Genomic DNA, 22,202 nt, shown 5'->3' on the forward strand with positions numbered 1-22,202 from the left:
TAATAATACTTAAATAGTTTGCAATTTTTATTATTTTAAGTAAAATATGTTTTAGAGATAGGAGGTTTTTTATGAGTAAAGTAGCAGTTGTCACTGATAGTAATTCTGGAATTAGACAAAACGAGAGTAAAGAATTAGGTATTTATGTACTACCAATGCCTTTCACTATTGATGGTCAGACCTTCTATGAAGATATTAATTTAACACAAAATGAGTTTTTTGATAAACTGATGAGCGGGGCTGAAGTATTCACAAGCCAGCCACTAGTTGGTGATGTTAGCAAATTGTGGGATGAGGTATTAAAAGACTATGATGAAATCGTCCACATTCCTATGTCCAGTGGTTTGAGCGGATCTTGCCAAACTGCATTAATGTTAGCTAGTGAGTACGATGGAAGGGTTCAAGTTGTTGATTCACAAAGAGTATCTGTCACTCAAAAACGTGATGTTTTTGATGCTATCGAATTTGTTAAACAAGGAAAATCAGCTAAAGAAATCAAAGAAATTCTTGAAGCAAATAAATTAAATGCCTCTATCTATATTACGGTCAATACGTTAGAGTATCTTCGTAAAGGTGGAAGAATCACTCCTGCTGTAGCAATATTAGGTGGGATGATGAAAATTAAACCGATCTTACAAATCCAGGGTGAAAAACTTGATACTTTTAGTAAATCAAGAACAATGTCAAAAGCAACAAAAATTATGATCGAAGCAATAAAAAAAGACATTGATGAACGCTTAGATCCTGAACAAAAAGGGAAAAATGTTCATGTATGTATTGCTTATACATTTGATAAACAACCAGCATTAGAATTAAAAAAAGAATTAGAGATAATATATCCAGATTCAACAATTATCTGCGATCCGTTATCGTTAAGTGTTTCATGTCATATTGGACCACATGCGCTTGCAATTGCAGCATGTAAAAAAATTATCTAGGCAAGAAACTTCGTTTCTTGCCTTTTTATGTGTTATAATACTTAAAAAGAGACAAACTAAAATAAGGAGGAAATTATGCAAGAAAAGCCAAACACAAATAATAGAAAAACTGGCAGAACTAATCAAAAAAATTATAATAGATCTAAAAATTCAGTACCTAAAAAAACAATAACTCGTAATAATATCGATACAAAAGTCTTTGCCCTAGGAGGACTTAATGAAGTCGGAAAGAATATGTATTGTATCGAACATGATAATGAATTATTTATTATTGATGCTGGAGTTAAATTTGCCGAAGAAGGTCTTCCAGGAATTGATTATGTAATACCAGACTATTCATATTTAAAAAGAAATGAGAAAAAAATTCGTGGATTAATGATCACTCACGGTCATGAAGATCATATTGGTGGAATTCCATTTTTATTACAGATCGTTAAAATACCCTTTATCTATGCAACCCCACTTGCTAGTGCAATGATCAAAAGGAAACTTGATGAAAAAAGATTAACCAATGTTACAAAGATAATTCAAATAAATGATGAATATCAAATAAAATCGAAATATTTTAATATTGGATTTTTTAAGACAAATCATTCTATTCCAGAATCTATGGGGATAATCATTAATAGCCCTAATGGTAGAATTGTAGAAACCGGTGATTTTAAATTTGATTTATCACCTGTAGGTGATGCTGCTGATTATCAAAAGATGTCATTTTTAGGAGAAACTGGGGTTACTTTATTAATGAGTGATTCTACTAACTCTGAAGTACCAACCTTTTCAATCAGTGAAAAGAAAGTTGCAAATAGTGTTCAAGAAGAGTTTAGAAAAACTGAAGGACGTTTAATTGTAGCGACTTTTGCTTCTAACGTTCATCGTGTACAGCAAATCGTTGAGGCTGCCGTTAAATTTAATCGTAAGATTTTAGTATATGGTCGTTCAATGGAAAATAATATCCAGGTATCAAGAGCAATGGGTTATATCAAATGTCCAGATAAATTTTTTGTTAAAAATGATCAAGCAAAAAAATTACCTGATAATGAAATTTTGATTTTGTGTACAGGATCTCAAGGTGAAGCCTTAGCAGCATTAAGTCGAATTGCTAATGGAACTCACAAATATGTAAAAATAAAACCTGGTGATACAGTAGTATTTTCATCAAATCCAATTCCAGGTAATGCTTATAGCGTCAATGTAGTAGTAAATAAATTATTTAGAGCAGGTGCCAAGGTTCTAACAAATACCGCTTTTAATAATCTACATACTTCTGGTCATGCTTCACAAGAAGAACAAAAACTAATGATGCTACTTACAAAACCTAAATATTTCTTTCCTGTTCATGGTGAATATCGAATGTTAAAAATTCATGCTGCCCTTTCACAAGAAGTTGGTGTACCTGCAGAAAATTCATTTGTTCTTTCAAATGGAGATACGATTCTTTTAAATAATGGAGAAGCTCGTTTAGGTCCAAGAATCCATGTTGAAGATATTTATGTAGATGGTAATGATATTAGTGGTTTATCAACTGCTGTACTTCGTGATCGTCAAATTCTTTCTGAAGATGGAATGGTATCAATCTTAATTAGTATGGATTCAAGAGCAGGAAAATTATTAACTCATCCAGTTATCATTTCTCGTGGATTTGTATATATGAAAGATAGTTTTCATATGATTCGAGAAGCTGAAAGATTAGTTGAAAATTCTTTATCAAAATTATTACAGGGTAAAACTACATTTGGAGAAATAAAGAACACGACTCGGGATATCTTGTCTTCATATTTTTATCGTAAAACTAAAAGAAATCCAATGATTATTCCAGTTATTATGAACAAAAAACCATGAGAAAAAAATTAAGAACTATTAAAATTCTTTTATTAGTTATTATAATTATTGGGGGCGGTTTTGGCTATTATCATAGCCGTTATATCGCTCCTGATGATTATACTATTAAAAAAACAACTATTAATAATAATAGTCTTCCTAATGAATTCAAAAACTTTGAAATAGGATTTATTAGTGATATTAATCTCCAAAAGAGTAGTGATATTACAAGATTAGAAAAAATTATTAATTCATTAAATAAGCAACATGTAGATATGGTTATCTTTGGTGGTGATTTATACTCAAATACTCCCTTTGATAATGAAAAAGTAATTAGATTATTATCAAATATAAAATCAAGTTTTGGTAAATTTGCTGTTTTAGGAGAAAAAGATTTAGCTTCATTAAATGATGTTACTAATATTTTAAATGAAGGTGGATTTGAGGTACTTCATAACGAATATCGTCCTATTTATCTAAATAATGCAACTATTGCTTTATTTGGTTTAGAAGGTAATGGAGATATCTCTGGTTTAATTAACGAAAACAATCAAGAGCTTTATAAACTAGCAATAGTTCATGAACCAGATTATTTTACTGTTACTTCTAAAAGTAACATTGCTTTACAGTTATCTGGGCATACAATGGGGGGATATATATGCCTACCAGGAATTGGCGGATTATTGAAAAAAAATAATGGTAGCAAATATGTTCATGGATACCATTCTAAAAATAAAAGCCAATTAGTTATTTCTAATGGTTTATCAATGGAAGAAGGATATGAATATCGTCTCTTTTGCCCGAATCAAATTAATATAATTACATTAAAATAGGTAGCGAATCTGCTACCTATTTTCTATTTCTTAATTGTTTTGCTTTTATATTCTTTTAAATTTCTTTGTACAAATTGTCAATAACTTGGTTACTTTCATTATCATCATTTTTCATATTTATTTTAGAACTATTAATTTCAGAATTTGTTAATGGAACTTTACCAAAAGTGACTACCAAAGAAATAAAATAACCTTCATCTGCTAATCTAGGATATAAGACATATTTATTTCCCATCACCATATTAGTATATCCTGCAATATGCAAAATTTCGTTATTTTTTTATCATATACTTAATTTTCAAAAATAGTTATTTCTTTTTTGGTTCTTCAACATTATTGCTTACAATTTCATCAACTTTAAAAAACGAGTAAGTATAAGCAATTTGATATACACCATTTTCATCATATACAACATCAAATTTTAATTCTTTAACTCTAGTACCAATAATTATTAAATCACCAGCATTTTCAAGTTCTTCAATTATTTTATATGAATCAGTCTTAGTACTTACAAATACATCTTTAGACTCATTGTTTTTTTATTGTTGTCACATCCAGAAATCGGTAATAAAATCAGTGATATTAAAATAGTTAATATTAATTCTTTTTTTCATATAAAATTTCTTCCTTTCTATTAAAAATATTAACATGGGACAAAGAATTAATATCTATGTATTTATAATTTTTAAGACAGACAATACAACAAACGAAATAACTAACCCAAAGATTACCATTAATATATTATTTTTAACTCTTTACCAAATTAAAAAGTAATCTCTAAAGATTACTTTTTAATTTCTGTTCCTACTCCACTAGTAGTAAAGATTTCAATTAATAAACTATGTTCCATTCGTCCATCTAAAATATGAACTTTTTTTACATCATCTTGTACTGCATCAATACAATTTTGTAATTTAGGAATCATTCCTCCTTGAATAACTCCTGATTCAAACAATTGTTTAGCTGAATTTGTATTAATTCTAGAAATTAAAGTATTAGGATCTTTAGGATCTTTTAAAACCCCTTCAATATCTGTTAAAAATACTAATTTACTTGCTTTTAGCGCTCTAGCAATAGCTGTTGCTACATCATCTGCATTTATATTATAAGCGTGATATTTTTCATCCAAGCCAATTGTTGAAATAATTGGAGTATACCCATTTAATAATAATGTCTCAATTAACTCAGTATCAACACGAGTAATTTTACCAACATAACCTATATCTTCACCTTTAGACAAGCATTTTTCAACTGTAAGCATATTTCCATCTTTACCTGATAAACCAACTGCATGAGTACCAATTCTTTCCATATGCTGAACAAGACCTTTATTTAATTTTCCTGATAACACCATTTCAGCAACTTCTAATGTTTCTTTAGTTGTAACTCTTAGTCCATTCTTAAATTCACTCTTTATCTCAACTTTATTTAACCAGCTATTAATATCTTTTCCTCCACCATGGACAATTACCGGTTTAATACCAACCGATTTTAGTACAGCAATATCTTTTAATACAGAATGTTTTATAACTTCATTCGTCATGGCACTACCACCATATTTAATGACAACCGTATCCCCTGCAAATTTTTGAATATAACTTAAAGCATCTACCAAGACCTGAGCTTTATTTTGTTCTGTTGTATGCATACTATTATTCCCCCTTATGAACGATAATCAGCATTGATCTTAACATAATCATATGTTAGATCACATCCCCATGCCGTCGCTTGATAATTGCCGTTATGAAGATCAATTATTGCTTTTACTTCACTACTTGATAAAATCTTAGTTGCTGTTTGTTCATCATAATTAGTAGCCATCCCCTTAGTTACTAATTGCAAATTTCCAAATTCACTTGCGATACTTAAATCAACATTATAAGGATCAAATTCTTCCCCTGAATAACCCATTGCACACAATAATCGTCCCCAATTAGCATCATTACCATATACAGCTGTTTTTACTAATGGTGAAGTACATACGCTCTTTGCAATCACTTTTGCCTGTTTAATACTATTAGCTCCATGAACTTGTATTTCTAATAATTTTGTTGCTCCTTCACCATCACCAGCAATCGCTTTAGCTAAATATTCGTTAACATAGTATAAAGCATCTTTAAAAGTATCGTAATCTTTACCCTCATTAACAATTTCTTTATTATTAGCTAATCCATTAGCTAATAATAAAACTGTATCATTAGTTGAAGTATCACGATCTACAGATACCATATTAAATGTATCAGGAATAACTTCCTTTAAAGCTTTATTTAATAACTCTTTAGAAATATTACAATCCGTTGTAATAAAGCCTAACATTGTAGCCATATTGGGATGAATCATCCCTGAACCTTTACAACAAGCACCAAGTGTAACGACTTTACCATCGATTTCTATTTGTACCGCTAGATGTTTTGGCTTTGTATCTGTCGTCATGATAGACTCTGCAACTAGTTTCCCAGCTTCCTGACTATCACTTAATAACTGCTTTACTGGAGGTACCCCAGTAATAATTTTATCCATTGGTAATTGTTTACCAATTACCCCCGTTGAACAAATCAAAACCTCCTCTTTTTCAACACTAAAACAGTCAGCCACAGTCTTTGCAAACTGTTCATTGCACTTTAATCCCTCATCACCAGTACAAGCATTAGCTACACCACTATTAATAGCAACAATTCTCGCATGATCATAATTTTCAACAAGCATTTTATCCCATAACACTGGTGCTGCTTTAACAATATTTTTAGTAAACGTTCCAACTGCCTTAGCATCAACCTGACTATATATTAATGCTAGATCTTTATTTTCTTTTTTTATTCCTACATGTGCTCCAGCACCATAAAAACCTATTGGTGATGTTACAGTTCCATCTTCTATTATTTTCATTATTTTTCCCCCTATAACACTGCTGGTGCTAACAGTAATCCTTCTTTTTCATCTAAGCCAAACATAATATTCATATTTTGAATCGCTTGACCAGCTGCACCTTTTACTAAATTGTCCATTGCACCCATCATTATAATTCGTTTAGTTCGTGGATCAATCTTATAACTAATATCAACAAAATTACTAGCTTTTACATTCCGGACCTCAGGTATGTTGCCAGAATTTAAGACCCTTACAAAATATTCACCATTATAACATTGATAAGCTGCTTCTACTTCTTCTTTGCTGACCCCTTCTTTTAACTTTGCATAAGCAGTCACCAGAATCCCTCGATTCATTGGTACTAGATGCGGTGTAAAATTTAATAATACTTCCTGTTTACTAGCATAACCTAATTGTTCTTCTATTTCTGGGGTATGTCGATGAGTCGTTACCCCATATGCCTTGATGCTTTCATTTACTTCACAATACAAATTAGCTACTTTGGCTCCTCGCCCAGCGCCACTAACCCCACTCTTAGCATCAATGATCAATGTATCCATATCTATTAATCCAGCTTTAGCTAAAGGATAAACTGTTAAAATAGAACATGTTGGATAACATCCTGGATTAGCAATTAACCGTGCTTGTTTCACTTTATTACGGTTAATTTCACATAACCCATATACAGCTTCTTTAATAAATTCAGGTGAAGCATGTTTAATTCCATACCAATGTTCATAAACAGCTACATCTTTAATTCGATAATCAGCACTTAAATCAATTACCTTAACCTTATTTAAAACATTTTGATTAATCATTTTTGCACAAACCCCTTGAGGGGTTGCAAAGAAAATAACATCTACATCATCTAAATAATTTTCAATGTTTTCATCAACACATTTTTGATCCAATAATTTAAAATAGCTAGCATAAACTGAACTATATTCTTGATCAGTGTACGTCCTTGATGAAACCCACTTAATCTCAACTTCCTTATGAGTTAATAAAAATCGAACTAGCTCACATCCCCCATATCCAGTTGATCCCACAATTCCTACTCTAATCATTCTTAGTCCTCCTTTTTCATTAAAATAAAAAAACGCCTCTTAAATAAGAGACGAATTAACCGCGTTACCACTCTACTTATCATAAGTTGACCTTATGATCTCTTTCATCAATAAGGGTGATTACCCGAAAGCGATACTATCAATTTCCCACTTTCCTCTCGTAAATGCGCTTCATCCTGATTTGATTACTAACCTTTCACCTACGTTAGCTCGCTAAAAATCACCATCAGCACTACTCTTTTAGTCATCGAGTTTGATTATTATTATATTACTAAAAAATATTTTGTCAAACAAAAATTTATTTATTATCTATTCTGCAAATACTTTTCTACATATTTATCAACGATCTGTTGAGAAATATATGGTGCTGAACTTGTCCCTGTTGATGATTTTGTCTGTCTAATTGCTACACATGCAAATGCTACTGCTGGCCTGCTGTTTTCATCTGCCTGTACATATCCTATCTGCAGATGGTTAGGATAATCGGTTTTTCCAGTTCCAGTATAGTCTTCAGCTGTTCCAGTCTTAGCATATGTTACATACGGCTTGCTGCTCCAGAATGCATTGCATGTCCCGTTGCTTCTTGTCACACATGCCCTCATCCCCTGTTTGATCTGTCCAAATGCCGTTGTCTGATTTGATACATCATCCAGTATCTCTGTCTTTGCTGTATAGTTTGCATTCGCTTTTCCATCCTGATCTGTTACATATGAATCCATCATTAATCTTGGTTTGACCCTTTTTCCTCCATTTGCTAGTGTACATGCATACTGCGCCAGCTGAATGTTTGTATAAGTATCATACTGCCCTATTGAGGCATCTAACAGATATCCTCCGGTTCTCTTATTTCCTCTATATCCAAAAGCTTCATTCGGTATATCTATTCCAGTCTTTACTCCCAGTCCCAGTTCTCCCAGGTCTCTTCTTAGAGTCTCAAATGCCGCATCATTGATCTTCAGCGGTCCATCATAAATATAATTTGCTCCTCCCAGCAGCATTGCTATCCTGAACATGTATACATTTGATGAATATGCCAGTGCATCTATTTCATTGATTAGTCCCATATCTCGATGAGATTTTTTCTCCTTCGTTCCCTTTATCTTGATCGGTTCATCCATAAATGTCGTTCCCGGTGTGATGACTCCTTCCTTGAATCCGGTATAGACTGTCCCTCCCTTAATTGTCGAACCTATCAGATTGGCATCTAGATAGTTCCCTGCTGCATAGTCCGTTACCTCTCCTGTCTCTTTATTGATTATCTTTCCTGACATTACAATAATCTCTCCTGTGTAGGGATCCATCATCGTAAAAAACATTTTATTAAAAAATCGGTTTTGACTGTTCATTGCCTTAAGTTCATTTTCTATCACTGTATCTGCCAGCTGCTGCAGCTCCCAGTCAATCGATAAACGGATATTCGATCCTGCTGTTCCTGCCTTTGCACTCGTTATGATCGGATTTCCTTTACTGTCATAATTAAGCGTATAGCTGCTGTCACTTCCTCTTAGAATCTCTTCATACTGTTCTTCCAGTCCTGATACCCCTACCCTTGAATCGTTCTGGTATCCTAAAGCTAACAGCTGATTCTTCAGCTCTACTGGCAGTCCCTGTTTCTTCGTTGTTACTTTTCCCAGCACCTGAGAAAACTCCTTGTCATATACATACTGTCTCGACCAGTCTGTTGTCACATTGATTCCTGGCAGAATATCAGCATTTTCTCCGATGATGCTGGCTTCCTGTTCGCTTATCCCCTCTGCCAGGATCGATGAACCGCTCGTACAGCTTTTCATCAGATAATAAAAGTGGGTATATGTCAGCGTAGCCTCATCCAGATGCTCATCGAGCATTTCGTCTGTGATCCGGTCAATCTGCAGACTTAATAAAGCTCTTTCATAGTTTTCCTGCTTTTTAAGTTTCTCCTTTTCCTCATCGCTGACCAGTTTCTTAGCCAGATCAGGAAAAGCAATAATAAAGTAGTCCTTCTTATTGCGCTTAGAGATCAAAGAAGTGTCAAGCTTGATAGTCTTAGCTAAAAATTTAGCTGAAGTCTGAAGCTGCTTGTCAGAGATCTTCTTAGGAGCATAATATGTAGCACAGATGACATTGGTATTTTGAACCAGTTTCTTGTATTCGCGATCGACGATCTCGCCTCTGGGGGCATCAGTCGAATAAGTAGCAGTACCATATTTTTCGAGCTTGACAGCGAGTTCATCGGCATCATTAAACTGAATAAGAGCCAGTCTAACAGCCATAACCGAAGTAATAGCAATGATAAAACAAAGCAGAACGATCAGACGTCTACTGACGATATTGTCCTGTCGGTTTTTTTGTTCACGTTCCTGTTCCAAGGCACCATAAAAACGAATCTTATGCATTTTATTTCGAAAATTAAATGACATTTCTTTGCCTCCTCTTTTATTTTATTATAATTTAACAATCGAAATAAGTATATTAAAATCTTCTTAATTTTATAAAAACAGGAGAAAAATGATAAATAGACCTATTTTAAATAAAGAAACATATTTGAACTATTATTTAAAAAATAATCTTCCTAGTCTGAAAGAATTTATTATTTTTTAGATACTAGAAAAATTAAATTTATTCTAAAACCACAAAAAGAAACATTGAGGCTATTCCTGTAGATACAATAATTAAATCAAATTTTGTTTTTAGTAAAAAATATAAAACTTTTAAAAATTGGTAGGAACTATTCATTTAAGGATTACCTAATCATAATCACTAAAATAAGATAGTCTTAATACATTATCTAGATAACATATCATTTTCCTGTTTTTAAATTATAAAGTTTTTATATTTCTAACTGATTTTCTATTATCATTTGTAACTAATAAAAGAAGGATTTGAAAATTATCAAATCCTCCTATAAATACTAATTATTTTTCTTATAAGTCTTTTTTACAATCAACATTACTCCTGTAACACTAAATAATGCACATAACAATAATAGTACATTACTATCATCACCTGTACTTGCTGAATTTCCATCAGTATTTGATGAGTTGGAATCATTTCCTGGTTTTTCAGTTACTGATATTTCAACTAATTCATCTATCGCTTTTTGAAGTTTTTTAATCATTTCATTAACTTCGTCTTGAGTTGCTTTTTCATTTAGTATCAATTCCTTGGCATCTTTTAAAACACCTTTTAATTTATCAGCACTTTCTTGAGTATAAAGTGATAAATCTAGTTTTTCTGCTTTCTCTATCAATGATTCTAATTCTGATTTATCTACTGAAGGATTTTCAATCGTACTACATTCTGTATAAATAGATGTATTTGCTCCTGAAATACCATCAGTTCCTATAATATAAATATCATTTTTTGGCAATGTTAATGTAAACTCATATACATTATTATCTATTTTAGTACCTTTTTCACTATAATAATAACCATAATTATTTTTAGCTTCAGCTGTTAAAAACATAATTTTTAATTGATCATTAGTATATGTATTATTTGTAACAGTTACTTTTACAATAGCTTGGTCATCATTATATTCAATATCCGTCACCTTAATTTCACCTATGGCTTCTTGAGCAGATACTTGTTTGATATTACTTATACATAATAGAACCAAACATACTGAAAATATTATTTTAATATATTTTTTCATCTTCTGATCCCCCTACTTAGTTGCAGCTTTTACAACTTCTAAATCTGCAATTGCAAAATATTTGTATGGAAGATATTCGTTAGGAAGAACGATTTTAATATAACGTCCTTTAGCACCACTAATATCAAATACTGCAGGCTCATTTGTCGTATCAGCTTTTACTTTCTTTTTAAATAAAGTATAATCTTTACCATCTTCACTAATATAAATATCTGCATAATTAAACCATAACCATGAATATTCCTGACCACGATAATAATTAATACTATCTAACTCATAAATATCTTTTAAATCAAGATAAATTTCTTTATCAGCTTCCATAATGTCATTATTTACCCAACTTGACCATAAGTAAGTTGTATCATTACCATCTAAAATATTCTTTGTTGAATTAGGTGAGGATTCCTGAGCACAAGTAGCACTAATTCCTTCGATCACTCTAATTTCTTCAAAAGCATCACGAGTATTTAAACGTGAATCAACTATTAATCCATTTTGACCAGACAAAGCGATAATACTATCTTCTTTAGCTTTAAATTCAATTGTAGCTAATTTTCCATTACCGTTAATTCTACTCTTATTACCGACATTAGCAAAAGAAACTGATAAATAACCCTCTTTTTCAAAATTTATTGAGAAATTTCTCATCTCACTAATACTATCTACAGCTTCAGGCAATGAAACTACTTCATATTTAGAAGTATCATATGGTATTTCAAAATTAAAAGCATTAATATCTGCAAAACGATTAGCCATTACATCAATTGTAAAAGTTTCACCCTTCTTCACTTCTTTTACAGAAGGTTCTAAAATAATTTCTCCATTAATATGCTTTCTAGTTGGAACAATACCACCATCTATCTGGCTAGATACAAAACTTATATCATAAGCATCAATATATCCATTTTGATTAAGATCAGCTTTTTTAACCTGACTTTCCCACATTGTTGCCCCTTCTTTTACTCCTGCATAGTTTTCAAAGAAAATTAAATCAGATTCATCAATTTGACCATCTTCATTATAGTCACCAACAACTTTAGTTCCAGAACCCTCTTCTTTATAAATGCTAATTTCTGCAGCTCCTGAATAATAACTATATGAATTCTTTATATAGAAACGTACAAATCTTGCAGACACACCTTCTAAATCAAAAGTAATCATACTTTCATCATCAGGACAAGTTACCTCTTTAACAGTTTTAAAAACTCTTCCATCCATACTTGTTTGAATTTCAATATCTTTTGCCTTAGCGTTAGCATAATTTTCGTTTAATGGTGAATATTCAAGCTTGTCTAAATCATAAACATATTTTAAATCAAATAAGGCATATGCTGGCAAATTATCAGTCTGACTATAGTCAGTACGCCATACAGTACTATTATTATTATCAATAATATTTTCTTTAGGCCATTGATAAGATTGTGAAGATACACTAACATCCATATCTTTTATTTTATTTCGATAAATATCTAAAGTTGTTGTTTCCTCAATTGGCTCACTCCATGATGAAATACCTTTTGAGTTAACTGCTCTAACTTTGATTTGGTAAGTTGTTACAGAATTTAGGTTTGGAACTGTAAAATTTGTATCTGTAATATTTGAATAAATTCGATCATTAGCTTGAACCTCATACATTGTTGCAGTATCAACCTTATCCCAAGCAATTGAAATAGTAGTATCTCCTTTATCAACAGCATGCAAATTAGCTGGTGTTTCTGGTAACACTGTTTGATTATCATGAACCCGTGGTTGAGTATTATTGAAATCTTCAATTGTAAGAGAAACAGCGTTTTTAGTCGTATCAGTAGCTGCTACTTTAACATATAACTTAGGGGTATTAATAATTTCGACATTAGCAAATTCACTACCCTCTGTAGCATATTTATTCATATCTGGTGCTTCATTATAATAATAAACATTTTCACCAGCATTAAACTCTTCTATCGATGTTACTTTACGTAACGTAACTTTTTCTTTGCCTACTTGTGCACTTAGTTTTGTTGGTTCTTTGGCTACATTTACAACAAATTGTGTTGCTTTATTAGCTACCATTCCTTTAAAATCACCTTTAGTTGGTTGTACTGTAATAACTGCTTGGCCATCTCCACTAACAGGTGCTCTAGAAGTAATTTTTGTTGTTGTAAAATCATTTAATTTATAAGCCTCTGTATCACCTTGGTCATCATATTGAACAAACTCAGTGTTTCCAGAAGGATAAATTTCATAGATCCGATCTTCATCACCTGTTAATTCGTATGGTGAATTATTTTCTACTGTCATTGGTATGATTGCACCATTTTTAACAAAGACTGGTGTTTTCCAAACAGGTGCATCAAAACCATTCAAAATCATTCCACCTTGATACTGTTGACCACTGAAATAATCAATCCAAACATTATCTTCACCTGGTAAATAAATATCATTACGAATATCATTGCCTTTTTCATCAGATGCTATATCTTGATAAACTGGTGCAACTAAAATAGAATCACCCCAAGTAAATTGATTCTCATTAACTTTATTTGTATATGTATACTCATTAGCATCACTTAAAAACATTCCTCTTACCATCGGAACACTACTATCATAAGCTTCTCTTGATAAAGTATAATTATAAGGTAACATTTCAGCCTTTAATTTTAAATACATTCGATTGATTGAAGTATATGGCTCATCAAATACCCATGGTTTTTTATCTTCTTTACCCCAGCCATCCATATCTAATTGCATTGGTGTAAAAGCTTTCCATTGAAAATCACGTGTTTGAACAACTGGATTTCCACCACCATAGATTCCATCCATATCACTTCCTACATTAAACTGTCCACTCATACCTGCTGTTATATATGAAGGAATATGCATTCTAATATATTCCCAGTTTCCACCAGTTTGATCTCCTGTCCACATTCCTGCATAGCGTTGTGAACCAGCCCATCCATCTAAAGAAATAATTGATGGTCTAGTATGATCCTTTATAGCTTCAAAGGCTGTTTTAATGCCATCAAGAGCCATTGAATAACCATTTCCAACCCATGCAACATCGGTTTTTAATGCTGAAACACCAGCTTTTGCTTCAGCAACAATATCACGTTCACCTTTTTGAGGATTATTTTTATCAGCTGGCCAGATATCTTGTTGTGTCCATAAACCAGTTATAACTCCATTGTCTTTAGCATAAGAAGCAAAATCACTTAGATTTTGTAAATCACCTTCAAAACTATCACTTTGTCCATAACCACAGCCATATCCATCATTTGGTAAAAACCATCCTAAGGGCATATCATTATTAACATAATCATCAATTACAGCTCGTGCTGAAAATTTATAAGCTTCTTCATCTTTGTTCCCGTTTTTATCTTGACCATTTAAACTTTCCATTACAGCATTAGCTGGAGCACCTTTACCTGATTGATATTCTGTGCGCGTACCATCACTATTTTCTACCCATTTATCACGATTATAACAATTTAAATGTGCCAAATAGTAACCATATTTTGTCATCATAGATGCCTTACCTGTCAATTCAGTATATTCATCAACAACATTCGTCATCGTATCACCAACAAAATAAAATGCATCAAATCTATTTTCATTATGAGTTGCATTGACAATATTTTTATCACTGTTACCAAAATCATATAGACCTGATTTCCATGTATGACGCATTACTCCATATCCTTTTGTTGATAAATAAAAAGGTATTGGTGATGAATTAGCACCACTAGTCCAGTAAGAACCAATTTCAATCTTTACTTTACGTCCATTTTGGTTGACAAAACCATTAGTAATTCCGCCCCCAAAGAAATATTCATGCTCTTGTTCTTCTAGTATTTGAGTACTTTTACTACCACCAATTTTTATAGGTGATGCCTCTTTCCAAAGGATTTCTCCTGTATTTTTATTAATTAATGTCATAACAGCATCACTTTTACGAATTAATAATTTTATACTATCAGTAGAAATTTCATAAGAATCATTATTTTCAGTTAATTGTGGTGTAACTGCTCCATATTCATTTATATATTCTTCTTCACCTTTAGATATCATTTTCCCCTCATGATCTGGTGAATTTGGTGTAGGATCAGCAAATTCCATTGTTGGATCCACATAGATTCGAAATACATCATCACGATAAAATGTGATTCTTAATCCAGCATTCTCTAATTGAGCATCAACCCGATTTTCATTAACTACCGGCTCTTTTATAACACTACCTAAATCATCAGTAGTCTTTGCCATTACTAGCTCATTAGCCTTGACAGTTGTTAAAGTTGACATACAGGTAAAACCCATCATTACTGTCATTGTACAAATAGTCATCTTTTTTAAGATACTTTTTAGTTTCATTTATAAATTCCTTCCCTTCATTATTTAAGTATCCCAAAATATCTATCTTTCACAAATATTATTAATACCTAATGACCACTCCCTTCCACTAATCATAAACAACAATTGTAAACGATTACATAAATAATATAACATCACATAATTTATATGTATTTACATTAATTGATTATTTTTTTACACAAAAAAGCTAGGAATAAAATCCTAGCTTATAACTCTTCAAATCTTCTTACTCCCCAAGTTTTTAATAAATAATAAAGTCCTAAATCAACAACTATAAAAATTCCTAAACAAACATAAACATATGTTTTAACATTAATAAAGTCACTTAAAAAGCCAAAATAACAAATACCAATCATAATTACAAAAGCCATAGTTGAAAATAAAGCAATCATAACTGAAGCACTCTGCTTTACAACTACTGTTTCATTGATCCAATCAAATTTTGGTTTCCATAAATTAACAATCAAACCAAACAAAGCTTCCAAAACAGTAAAAGTAATCGGAGCCAATATAACAACGATACAATCAGCTATATTCAAAGAAAAAACAAATGACCCAATAATTGAAAATAATAATCCCGGTGGAATACATAAAGCTAAGTGCAAGAAAAGTTTGCTGTGTAAAATATCAATTGTTTTAATTGGTAATGATTTAATAATCCATAATCGATTACCTTCTAAAGAAATTAATCCTGCACTAATAATATTCAACGAGCTAGTCCCAATTACTGCAATACAAAGTAAAGCTACTATATATTCATCGATCATATTCCTATACTGCAAAGGAATAACCCCTAGCATATCCACCATCTCTGTACCTTTAACTAATAACATTCCTGCAAGCAATACTGTAAATGCAATTCCTAAAGCTGCATTTAACATTACCATTGGATTAGAGGTAAAGTGCTTTAATTCCCGTTTAAATAAAGCTGTTTTTTGACTAGAGTATTTTATATCTGAATCTTTTAATTTTACTTTCTTAGATGGTGCTTTACTAGTTACAATACCAATAAAATTCTTTGAAAGTAAATATATTACTATTGCAAAAGGTACTAAAACACTAAGTAAATATATAAATAAACTAATTAAATTCGTTTCACTAATCGCAATTGCTAGATGATAAATTGGAAATAAAGTATTTTTAATAGCATCACCTATTGATTCACCATTAGCTACTAAAGTCATCAAGTAATCAGGTACCTTATTAATAATATAAAAATACGCTCCTAAAAAACCTAAAGAAATAATCATAGTAATAATTGTTTTATTTCTAATTTTTTTCATGATCATTGCCATGATCCATCCAAAAGCACATGATAAAGCTAATGCTAGAAGAGGTAAGGTAATAATTACAATCATAAAGAATAGAAACTTTACTAGATCAAAAGGAACCTGTGTAAAATAAGTAACCATACAAGGTAAAGCTACTAAAGCTTCATAGAGATAATTAATAATTAATACGACAAATATTCTACTAAGTAAAATATCCTTTGTTTTAATAGGCATCGATAATAACAATTCATTATCCTTAGCTCCATATATCTCCTGCTGGGTCGTAAAAACACTACCAATAAAACATAATATAACAACTAAAATTGCCATAATTCCAAAATACAGCCATTCATAACCAATTGCTATAAACGGTTTTAAAATTTGATTAAACATATATCCAAACATTGCTCCAAATACAACAGCTATATATGCAAATATAGCAAGCATAAAAACTATTTTTCCAGCCGTTATCTTTTGCTTCTTACTGCCTTTCATCGAGCGCATAAAGATTCCCTGTAAACGAATCTTAATTAATGATTTAAGCATTGTCATCCTCCAACTCTAAGAATACTTCTTCTAAAGAGTCATCACCAATAACCTCTTGAGTATTCCCGGATACGACAAGTTTCCCCGCTTTAATAATTGCAATTTTATCACAAAGTTTTTCTGCCACTTCAAGTACATGTGTTGAAAAAAAGATAGCCCCTCCTCGATCACATAAATCTCGCATCAATCCCTTTAATAAATGTGATGCCTTAGGATCTAAACCTACAAATGGCTCATCCATGATTATTAATTTAGGTTCATGAATCAAAGCTGAAATTACAGCCAGTTTTTGTTTCATCCCATGTGAATAAGCACTGATCGGTTCCCCTAACGAATCTGTAAGCTCAAACATATCTCCATATTTCTTAATCCTTGATTCTCGTTCACTCTGACTAACTCCATAAACATCACCAATAAAATTTAAATATTTAACCCCTGTTAAATACTCATATAAATCGGGATTATCAGGAATATATGCCATAATTGATTTACATGCAAGAGGATCGTCTTTAATTGATTTACCATCAATATAAATATTCCCCTGATCAAATTCCATGATTCCTGCCACTGATTTTAAAGTTGTTGTCTTCCCTGCCCCATTATGACCAATAAATCCATAAATATGGCCACTTTCAATATGCAATGATAAATCATCAACAGCTTTTTTACTACCATAACTTTTAGTTAGATTTTCAATTCTTAACATATGCATCTCCTCATTTCATAAATAAATTATTTTTATTATTTATATTATATATAATATCCCTATATCAATATAATTGCAAGACATTTATAACTATTTAGATAAATATCTAAACAGATTATATCATAGACCTAATCTATTTAGAAGTTTTTCTAAATAGATTATAAAAAATATCCTGTAACAATATTACAGGATATGCAAAAATCATTAAATCATTCAATTTTTACTAACATTATTAATATGCTCTTTTACCAATGCATAAATAACTGATAATACTGGTACACTGAACAATACTCCTGCGATTCCCCATAATCCACCACCAACAGTAACTGCAAATAATACCCAAATCGATGGTAATCCAACTGAAGAACCTACAACTCTTGGATAAATTAAATCCCCCTCTAACTGCTGTAAAACAATTAAATAAATAATAAAGAACACCGCTTGCATTGGATCAACTGTCATGATCATAAAAGCACCAATTCCTCCACCAATAAAGGCACCAACAATTGGTACAAATGCAGTTATTCCTACCAATGTTCCAACCATCGGAGCATATGGGAAACCTAATATCTGCATCCCAATAGCACATAATCCACCTAAAATAATCGCTTCGATTGTTTGACCAATAATAAAATTAGTAAAGGTTGTTCTTGATAAAGTAGCTATCTCAACTAACTTAGTAGATGCCTTTTCTGGTAAACAAGAATTTATTAATTTATGAGTTTGACGTTTTAAAGTTTCTTTACTTACTAAAATATAAAACGCAAATACAAATCCTACAATTAAATTAAAAATACCTCCTACAATCATCGAAAGTATATCTACAGTTGAACCTAAAACTCCAGTAAAACCTATTTTTACAATATTACTAAATTCACTTGTTATCGAATTTAAATCAATGTTATTCAATAAGCTTTCCAAACGTGGTGAAATATCACTATTACTTTTACTCCATGCCTGAATATCTTCAAATACTTCTGGTAGACTATTAACAATTAATTTTATTGCATTTGATATTTCTGGAATAACTAAATTTATTATTAATACTAAAATTCCAATTAAAATCAAAATTGATAAACTAATACTTATAATTCTCTTACAATAATTAAATACTTTACCTTTAAAAAACTTCATTAATAACTTCTCAACTCTAATCATCAATACATTTAACACAAAAGCAATAATAAAGCCAATTAAAAATGGCATAATAACTGATAGTATATTATTAAAAGAATTAAAAATTAATTTATAATTATTAAGTCCCCAATAACAAACAATTGCAATTAGTACAATTTCTAGTATTTTACGATAATCAAGTTTAATTTCTTTCATAAATTCCTCCCTGATAATATATTTATATTTTATTTTACCACTGTTGCTCAAATATGAACAAATAATAAATTTATCGCATAATTGCGATAAATTATTGCAATTATTATTCCTATAGTTTATGATAATGATAATTTAAAGTTATTCTAAGGGGGATTAAATGATGAAAGAAAAAGTTATTCTTGCTTATTCCGGGGGACTTGATACAACTGCTATTATTCCTTGGTTAAAAGAAAATTATGATTATGAAGTTGTTTGTTGTTGTATTGATGTTGGACAGGCTGATGAATTAGACGGTTTAGAAGAACGCGCTAAAGCTTGTGGAGCAACAAAACTTTATATTAAAAATGTTGTTGATGAATATGTAAAAGATTACATTATCCCAACAGTTCAAGCTGATGCTGTATTTGAATATAAGTATTTATTAGGTACTGCTACTGCAAGACCTTTAATTGCAAAAGTATTAGTTGATCTTGCTCGCCAAGAAGGAGCAACTGCAATTTGTCATGGTGCAACAGGTAAAGGAAATGATCAAATTCGTTTTGAACTTGGAATCAAAGCTTTAGCACCTGATTTAAAAATTATTGCTGCCTGGCGTGATCCTAAATGGGATATGGATTCTCGTGAATCAGAAATTGAATATTGTAAAGCTCATGGAATCAATCTACCATTTTCTGTAGATTCAAGTTATTCACGTGATCGTAACATTTGGCATATTTCTCATGAAGGTCTAGAGCTTGAAAATCCTGAAAATACTCCAAATTATGATCATCTATTAGTGCTATCAACAGCACCTGAAAATGCTCCTGATAAAGCTGAACATGTTGAAATCGAATGGGTAAAAGGTGTTCCAGTAAAATTAAATGGAAAAGAAATGTCTTTAACTGCAATTCTTGAAGAGTTAAATGAAATTGGTGGCCGCAATGGTGTTGGTATAGTTGATATTGTTGAAAACCGTGTTGTGGGAATGAAATCACGTGGAGTATATGAAACACCTGGAGGAACAATTTTAATGGAGGCCCATCGTCAACTAGAAGAATTAGTTCTAGATCGTGAAACATTAAAATATAAACGTTTAGTTTCAGTAGAATTCGCAGAATTAGTATATGCTGCTAAATGGTTTTCACCGCTACGTGAAGCTTTAACTGCTTTTGTTGATAAAACTCAAGAAGTCGTGAGTGGAACTACAAAGTTTAGATTATATAAAGGTAATATTATTAAAGAAGGAACAACTTCACCATATTCATTATATGATGAAGATATCGCTAGTTTTGCAACTGGTGAACTATATGATCATCATGATGCTGAAGGATTTATTACTTTATATGGTTTATCAACTAAAGTTAGAGCGATGAAATTAAATAATAAAAAATAAAAAAGGGCTATAGCCCTTTTATTATAATAGGAGGAAATAAAATGAATTTATGGGGTGGCAGATTTACTAAGCCAACTAATCAGTTAGTGTATGATTTTAATGCATCAATTAATTTCGATCAAACTTTTTATCAACAAGACATCCAGGGTAGTATTGCTCATGTTAAGATGCTGACAAAGCAAAATATTTTAACTCAAGAAGAAGGTCAACAAATCGAAACTGCACTTAACCAAATTTTAATAGATATTAACAATGGTGATCTTAAAATCGATAATTCACAAGAAGATATCCACAGTTTTGTAGAATCAACTTTAATTGAAAGAATTGGAGCTACAGGTAAAAAATTACATACTGGCAGAAGCAGAAATGATCAAGTAGCACTAGACATGCGTTTATATACTCGTGACCAAATTATTATGATGAATACGTTAGTTCATAATCTTTTAACAACAATAAATGAAATCATGAAAGAACACTTAAATACGATTATGCCAGGATTCACACATTTACAAAAAGCTCAGCCTATTACTTTAGCCCATCATTTAGGAGCTTACTTTGAAATGTTTAAACGTGACAGCAGCCGTTTAGAAGATATCTATACTCGTATGAACATATGCCCTTTGGGATCAGGTGCATTAGCTGGTACAACTTATCCCCTAGATCGCGAATATACTGCTCAACTTCTAGGCTTTGATGGCCCTTGTTTAAATAGTATTGATGGTGTCAGTGATCGTGATTATTTAATTGAATTATTAAGTGCAATGTCTACAATGATGATGCATATGTCAAGAATTAGTGAAGAAATAATAATCTGGAATACAAATGAATACCAGTTCGTTGAACTAGATGATACTTTTTCGACTGGTTCTTCAATAATGCCACAAAAGAAAAATCCTGATATTGCAGAATTAATACGAGGTAAAACTGGTCGTGTATATGGTGCCCTTACTAGTTTACTTACAACTATGAAAGGTTTACCACTGGCATACAATAAAGATATGCAAGAAGATAAAGAATTAGTTTTTGATGCTTTAACAACAACTAAAGGATGTTTACAGTTATTAAATGATATGTTGAAATCAACAACTTTTAATAAACAAAAAATGCGCAAATCTGCAACTGGTGGTTTTACTAATGCTACTGATGCTGCAGATTATCTAGTAAACAAAGGGGTTCCATTTAGAGATGCTCATGGAATCATTGGTCGATTAGTTTTATATGCAATTGAACAAAATAAGGATTTAGATGATTTGAGTATTGATGAATTTAAAACTATTTGTGATGTATTTGATGAAGATATCTATGAAGTTATTAGTGTTGAAACATGTGTTAATAAGCGTAATACTATTGGTGCTCCAGGTATTGAGGCCATGAAACAAGTTATTGCTTTAAATGATATCTATTTAAATGAAGGTAAAGGTTCAAAATAAATGAACCTTTTTTCATATAATAAATTCTTACAATTTT

Annotated in this window: 15 protein-coding genes and 1 other annotated feature; of the genes, 5 read left to right on the top strand and 10 right to left on the bottom strand. The window is 31.3% G+C overall.

From position 1 onward, the window contains the following. The first annotated feature begins 71 nt into the window (after positions 1 to 71). The 3 genes from ACLR9T_RS03665 (at position 72) to ACLR9T_RS03675 (ending at position 3,592) form a co-directional block, all read left to right on the top strand. The gene (locus ACLR9T_RS03665; RefSeq protein ID WP_413108180.1) at positions 72 to 938 is read left to right on the top strand and encodes a DegV family protein; all 867 of its coding nucleotides are present in this window, start codon (positions 72 to 74) and stop codon (positions 936 to 938) included. A 75-nt stretch (positions 939 to 1,013) separates the two neighbouring features. Beyond that, the gene (gene rnjA, locus ACLR9T_RS03670; RefSeq protein WP_413108181.1) at positions 1,014 to 2,780 is read left to right on the top strand and encodes a ribonuclease J1; all 1,767 of its coding nucleotides are present in this window, start codon (positions 1,014 to 1,016) and stop codon (positions 2,778 to 2,780) included. Next, the gene (locus tag ACLR9T_RS03675) at positions 2,777 to 3,592 is read left to right on the top strand and encodes a metallophosphoesterase (RefSeq protein ID WP_413108182.1); all 816 of its coding nucleotides are present in this window, start codon (positions 2,777 to 2,779) and stop codon (positions 3,590 to 3,592) included. Before rnjA ends, ACLR9T_RS03675 begins: the two co-directional genes overlap by 4 nt. Before the next feature lie 55 nt (positions 3,593 to 3,647). On the opposite strand, the gene ACLR9T_RS03680 is transcribed toward ACLR9T_RS03675, so the two are convergent. The 10 genes from ACLR9T_RS03680 to ACLR9T_RS03725 all read right to left on the bottom strand — a co-directional run bounded on the left by ACLR9T_RS03680 (position 3,648) and on the right by ACLR9T_RS03725 (position 19,363). Beyond that, on the bottom strand, positions 3,648 to 3,827 hold the full coding sequence (locus ACLR9T_RS03680; RefSeq protein WP_413108183.1) for a hypothetical protein: 180 nt from the start codon (positions 3,825 to 3,827) through the stop codon (positions 3,648 to 3,650). Between the two features lie 549 nt (positions 3,828 to 4,376). Then, positions 4,377 to 5,240 carry an acetylglutamate kinase gene (gene argB, locus ACLR9T_RS03685; RefSeq protein WP_413108184.1) on the bottom strand — a complete coding sequence of 288 codons (864 nt, stop codon included), beginning with the start codon at positions 5,238 to 5,240 and terminating at the stop codon, positions 4,377 to 4,379. 14 nt (positions 5,241 to 5,254) lie between these two features. Further along, positions 5,255 to 6,478, bottom strand: coding sequence for a bifunctional glutamate N-acetyltransferase/amino-acid acetyltransferase ArgJ (gene argJ / locus ACLR9T_RS03690; protein WP_413108185.1), 1,224 nt, complete (start codon positions 6,476 to 6,478; stop codon positions 5,255 to 5,257). Between the two features lie 11 nt (positions 6,479 to 6,489). Then, a complete protein-coding gene (gene argC / locus ACLR9T_RS03695) occupies positions 6,490 to 7,527 on the bottom strand; it encodes an N-acetyl-gamma-glutamyl-phosphate reductase (protein ID WP_413108186.1) in 1,038 nt (345 codons plus the stop codon). A 43-nt stretch (positions 7,528 to 7,570) separates the two neighbouring features. Next, positions 7,571 to 7,784, bottom strand: a binding site (T-box leader). A 48-nt stretch (positions 7,785 to 7,832) separates the two neighbouring features. After that, positions 7,833 to 9,926, bottom strand: a complete 2,094-nt coding sequence (locus tag ACLR9T_RS03700; protein ID WP_413108187.1) for a peptidoglycan D,D-transpeptidase FtsI family protein — start codon at positions 9,924 to 9,926, stop codon at positions 7,833 to 7,835. Between the two features lie 491 nt (positions 9,927 to 10,417). After that, positions 10,418 to 11,161: a hypothetical protein gene (locus tag ACLR9T_RS03705; RefSeq protein WP_413108188.1), complete on the bottom strand. Its 744-nt coding sequence runs from the start codon at positions 11,159 to 11,161 to the stop codon at positions 10,418 to 10,420. A 12-nt stretch (positions 11,162 to 11,173) separates the two neighbouring features. Beyond that, positions 11,174 to 15,508 carry a discoidin domain-containing protein gene (locus tag ACLR9T_RS03710; RefSeq protein WP_413108189.1) on the bottom strand — a complete coding sequence of 1,445 codons (4,335 nt, stop codon included), beginning with the start codon at positions 15,506 to 15,508 and terminating at the stop codon, positions 11,174 to 11,176. 206 nt (positions 15,509 to 15,714) lie between these two features. Next, positions 15,715 to 17,325 (bottom strand): hypothetical protein, encoded by a 1,611-nt coding sequence (locus tag ACLR9T_RS03715; protein ID WP_413108190.1) that lies wholly within the window; start codon positions 17,323 to 17,325, stop codon positions 15,715 to 15,717. Continuing rightward, positions 17,318 to 18,031 (bottom strand): ABC transporter ATP-binding protein, encoded by a 714-nt coding sequence (locus tag ACLR9T_RS03720; RefSeq protein ID WP_413108191.1) that lies wholly within the window; start codon positions 18,029 to 18,031, stop codon positions 17,318 to 17,320. The genes ACLR9T_RS03715 and ACLR9T_RS03720 overlap by 8 nt, the downstream gene beginning before the upstream one ends. Positions 18,032 to 18,244: 213 nt before the next feature. Further along, the gene (locus ACLR9T_RS03725) at positions 18,245 to 19,363 is read right to left on the bottom strand and encodes an AI-2E family transporter (RefSeq protein WP_413108192.1); all 1,119 of its coding nucleotides are present in this window, start codon (positions 19,361 to 19,363) and stop codon (positions 18,245 to 18,247) included. A gap of 160 nt (positions 19,364 to 19,523) precedes the next feature. Between ACLR9T_RS03725 and ACLR9T_RS03730 the strand changes: the two genes are divergently transcribed. Together ACLR9T_RS03730 and argH are read left to right on the top strand one after the other, a co-directional pair. After that, the gene (locus ACLR9T_RS03730) at positions 19,524 to 20,735 is read left to right on the top strand and encodes an argininosuccinate synthase (RefSeq protein WP_413108193.1); all 1,212 of its coding nucleotides are present in this window, start codon (positions 19,524 to 19,526) and stop codon (positions 20,733 to 20,735) included. 41 nt (positions 20,736 to 20,776) lie between these two features. Next, a complete protein-coding gene (argH, locus tag ACLR9T_RS03735; RefSeq protein ID WP_413108194.1) occupies positions 20,777 to 22,165 on the top strand; it encodes an argininosuccinate lyase in 1,389 nt (462 codons plus the stop codon). The last annotated feature ends 37 nt before the right edge of the window (positions 22,166 to 22,202 follow it).

The sequence above is a fragment of the Thomasclavelia sp. genome (assembly GCF_047249845.1).
Lineage (GTDB): Bacteria > Bacillota_I > Bacilli_A > Erysipelotrichales > Coprobacillaceae > Thomasclavelia.

What these genes read in the sequence shown, in the direction of transcription:
- ACLR9T_RS03665 (WP_413108180.1), top strand. Translation starts at nt 72, where the DNA reads ATGAGTAAAGTAGCAGTTGTCACTGATAGTAATTCTGGAATTAGACAA.
- rnjA (WP_413108181.1), top strand. Translation starts at nt 1,014, where the DNA reads ATGCAAGAAAAGCCAAACACAAATAATAGAAAAACTGGCAGAACTAAT.
- ACLR9T_RS03675 (WP_413108182.1), top strand. Translation starts at nt 2,777, where the DNA reads ATGAGAAAAAAATTAAGAACTATTAAAATTCTTTTATTAGTTATTATA.
- ACLR9T_RS03680 (WP_413108183.1), bottom strand. Translation starts at nt 3,827, where the DNA reads ATGGGAAATAAATATGTCTTATATCCTAGATTAGCAGATGAAGGTTAT.
- argB (WP_413108184.1), bottom strand. Translation starts at nt 5,240, where the DNA reads ATGCATACAACAGAACAAAATAAAGCTCAGGTCTTGGTAGATGCTTTA.
- argJ (WP_413108185.1), bottom strand. Translation starts at nt 6,478, where the DNA reads ATGAAAATAATAGAAGATGGAACTGTAACATCACCAATAGGTTTTTAT.
- argC (WP_413108186.1), bottom strand. Translation starts at nt 7,527, where the DNA reads ATGATTAGAGTAGGAATTGTGGGATCAACTGGATATGGGGGATGTGAG.
- ACLR9T_RS03700 (WP_413108187.1), bottom strand. Translation starts at nt 9,926, where the DNA reads ATGTCATTTAATTTTCGAAATAAAATGCATAAGATTCGTTTTTATGGT.
- ACLR9T_RS03705 (WP_413108188.1), bottom strand. Translation starts at nt 11,161, where the DNA reads ATGAAAAAATATATTAAAATAATATTTTCAGTATGTTTGGTTCTATTA.
- ACLR9T_RS03710 (WP_413108189.1), bottom strand. Translation starts at nt 15,508, where the DNA reads ATGAAACTAAAAAGTATCTTAAAAAAGATGACTATTTGTACAATGACA.
- ACLR9T_RS03715 (WP_413108190.1), bottom strand. Translation starts at nt 17,325, where the DNA reads ATGCTTAAATCATTAATTAAGATTCGTTTACAGGGAATCTTTATGCGC.
- ACLR9T_RS03720 (WP_413108191.1), bottom strand. Translation starts at nt 18,031, where the DNA reads ATGTTAAGAATTGAAAATCTAACTAAAAGTTATGGTAGTAAAAAAGCT.
- ACLR9T_RS03725 (WP_413108192.1), bottom strand. Translation starts at nt 19,363, where the DNA reads ATGAAAGAAATTAAACTTGATTATCGTAAAATACTAGAAATTGTACTA.
- ACLR9T_RS03730 (WP_413108193.1), top strand. Translation starts at nt 19,524, where the DNA reads ATGAAAGAAAAAGTTATTCTTGCTTATTCCGGGGGACTTGATACAACT.
- argH (WP_413108194.1), top strand. Translation starts at nt 20,777, where the DNA reads ATGAATTTATGGGGTGGCAGATTTACTAAGCCAACTAATCAGTTAGTG.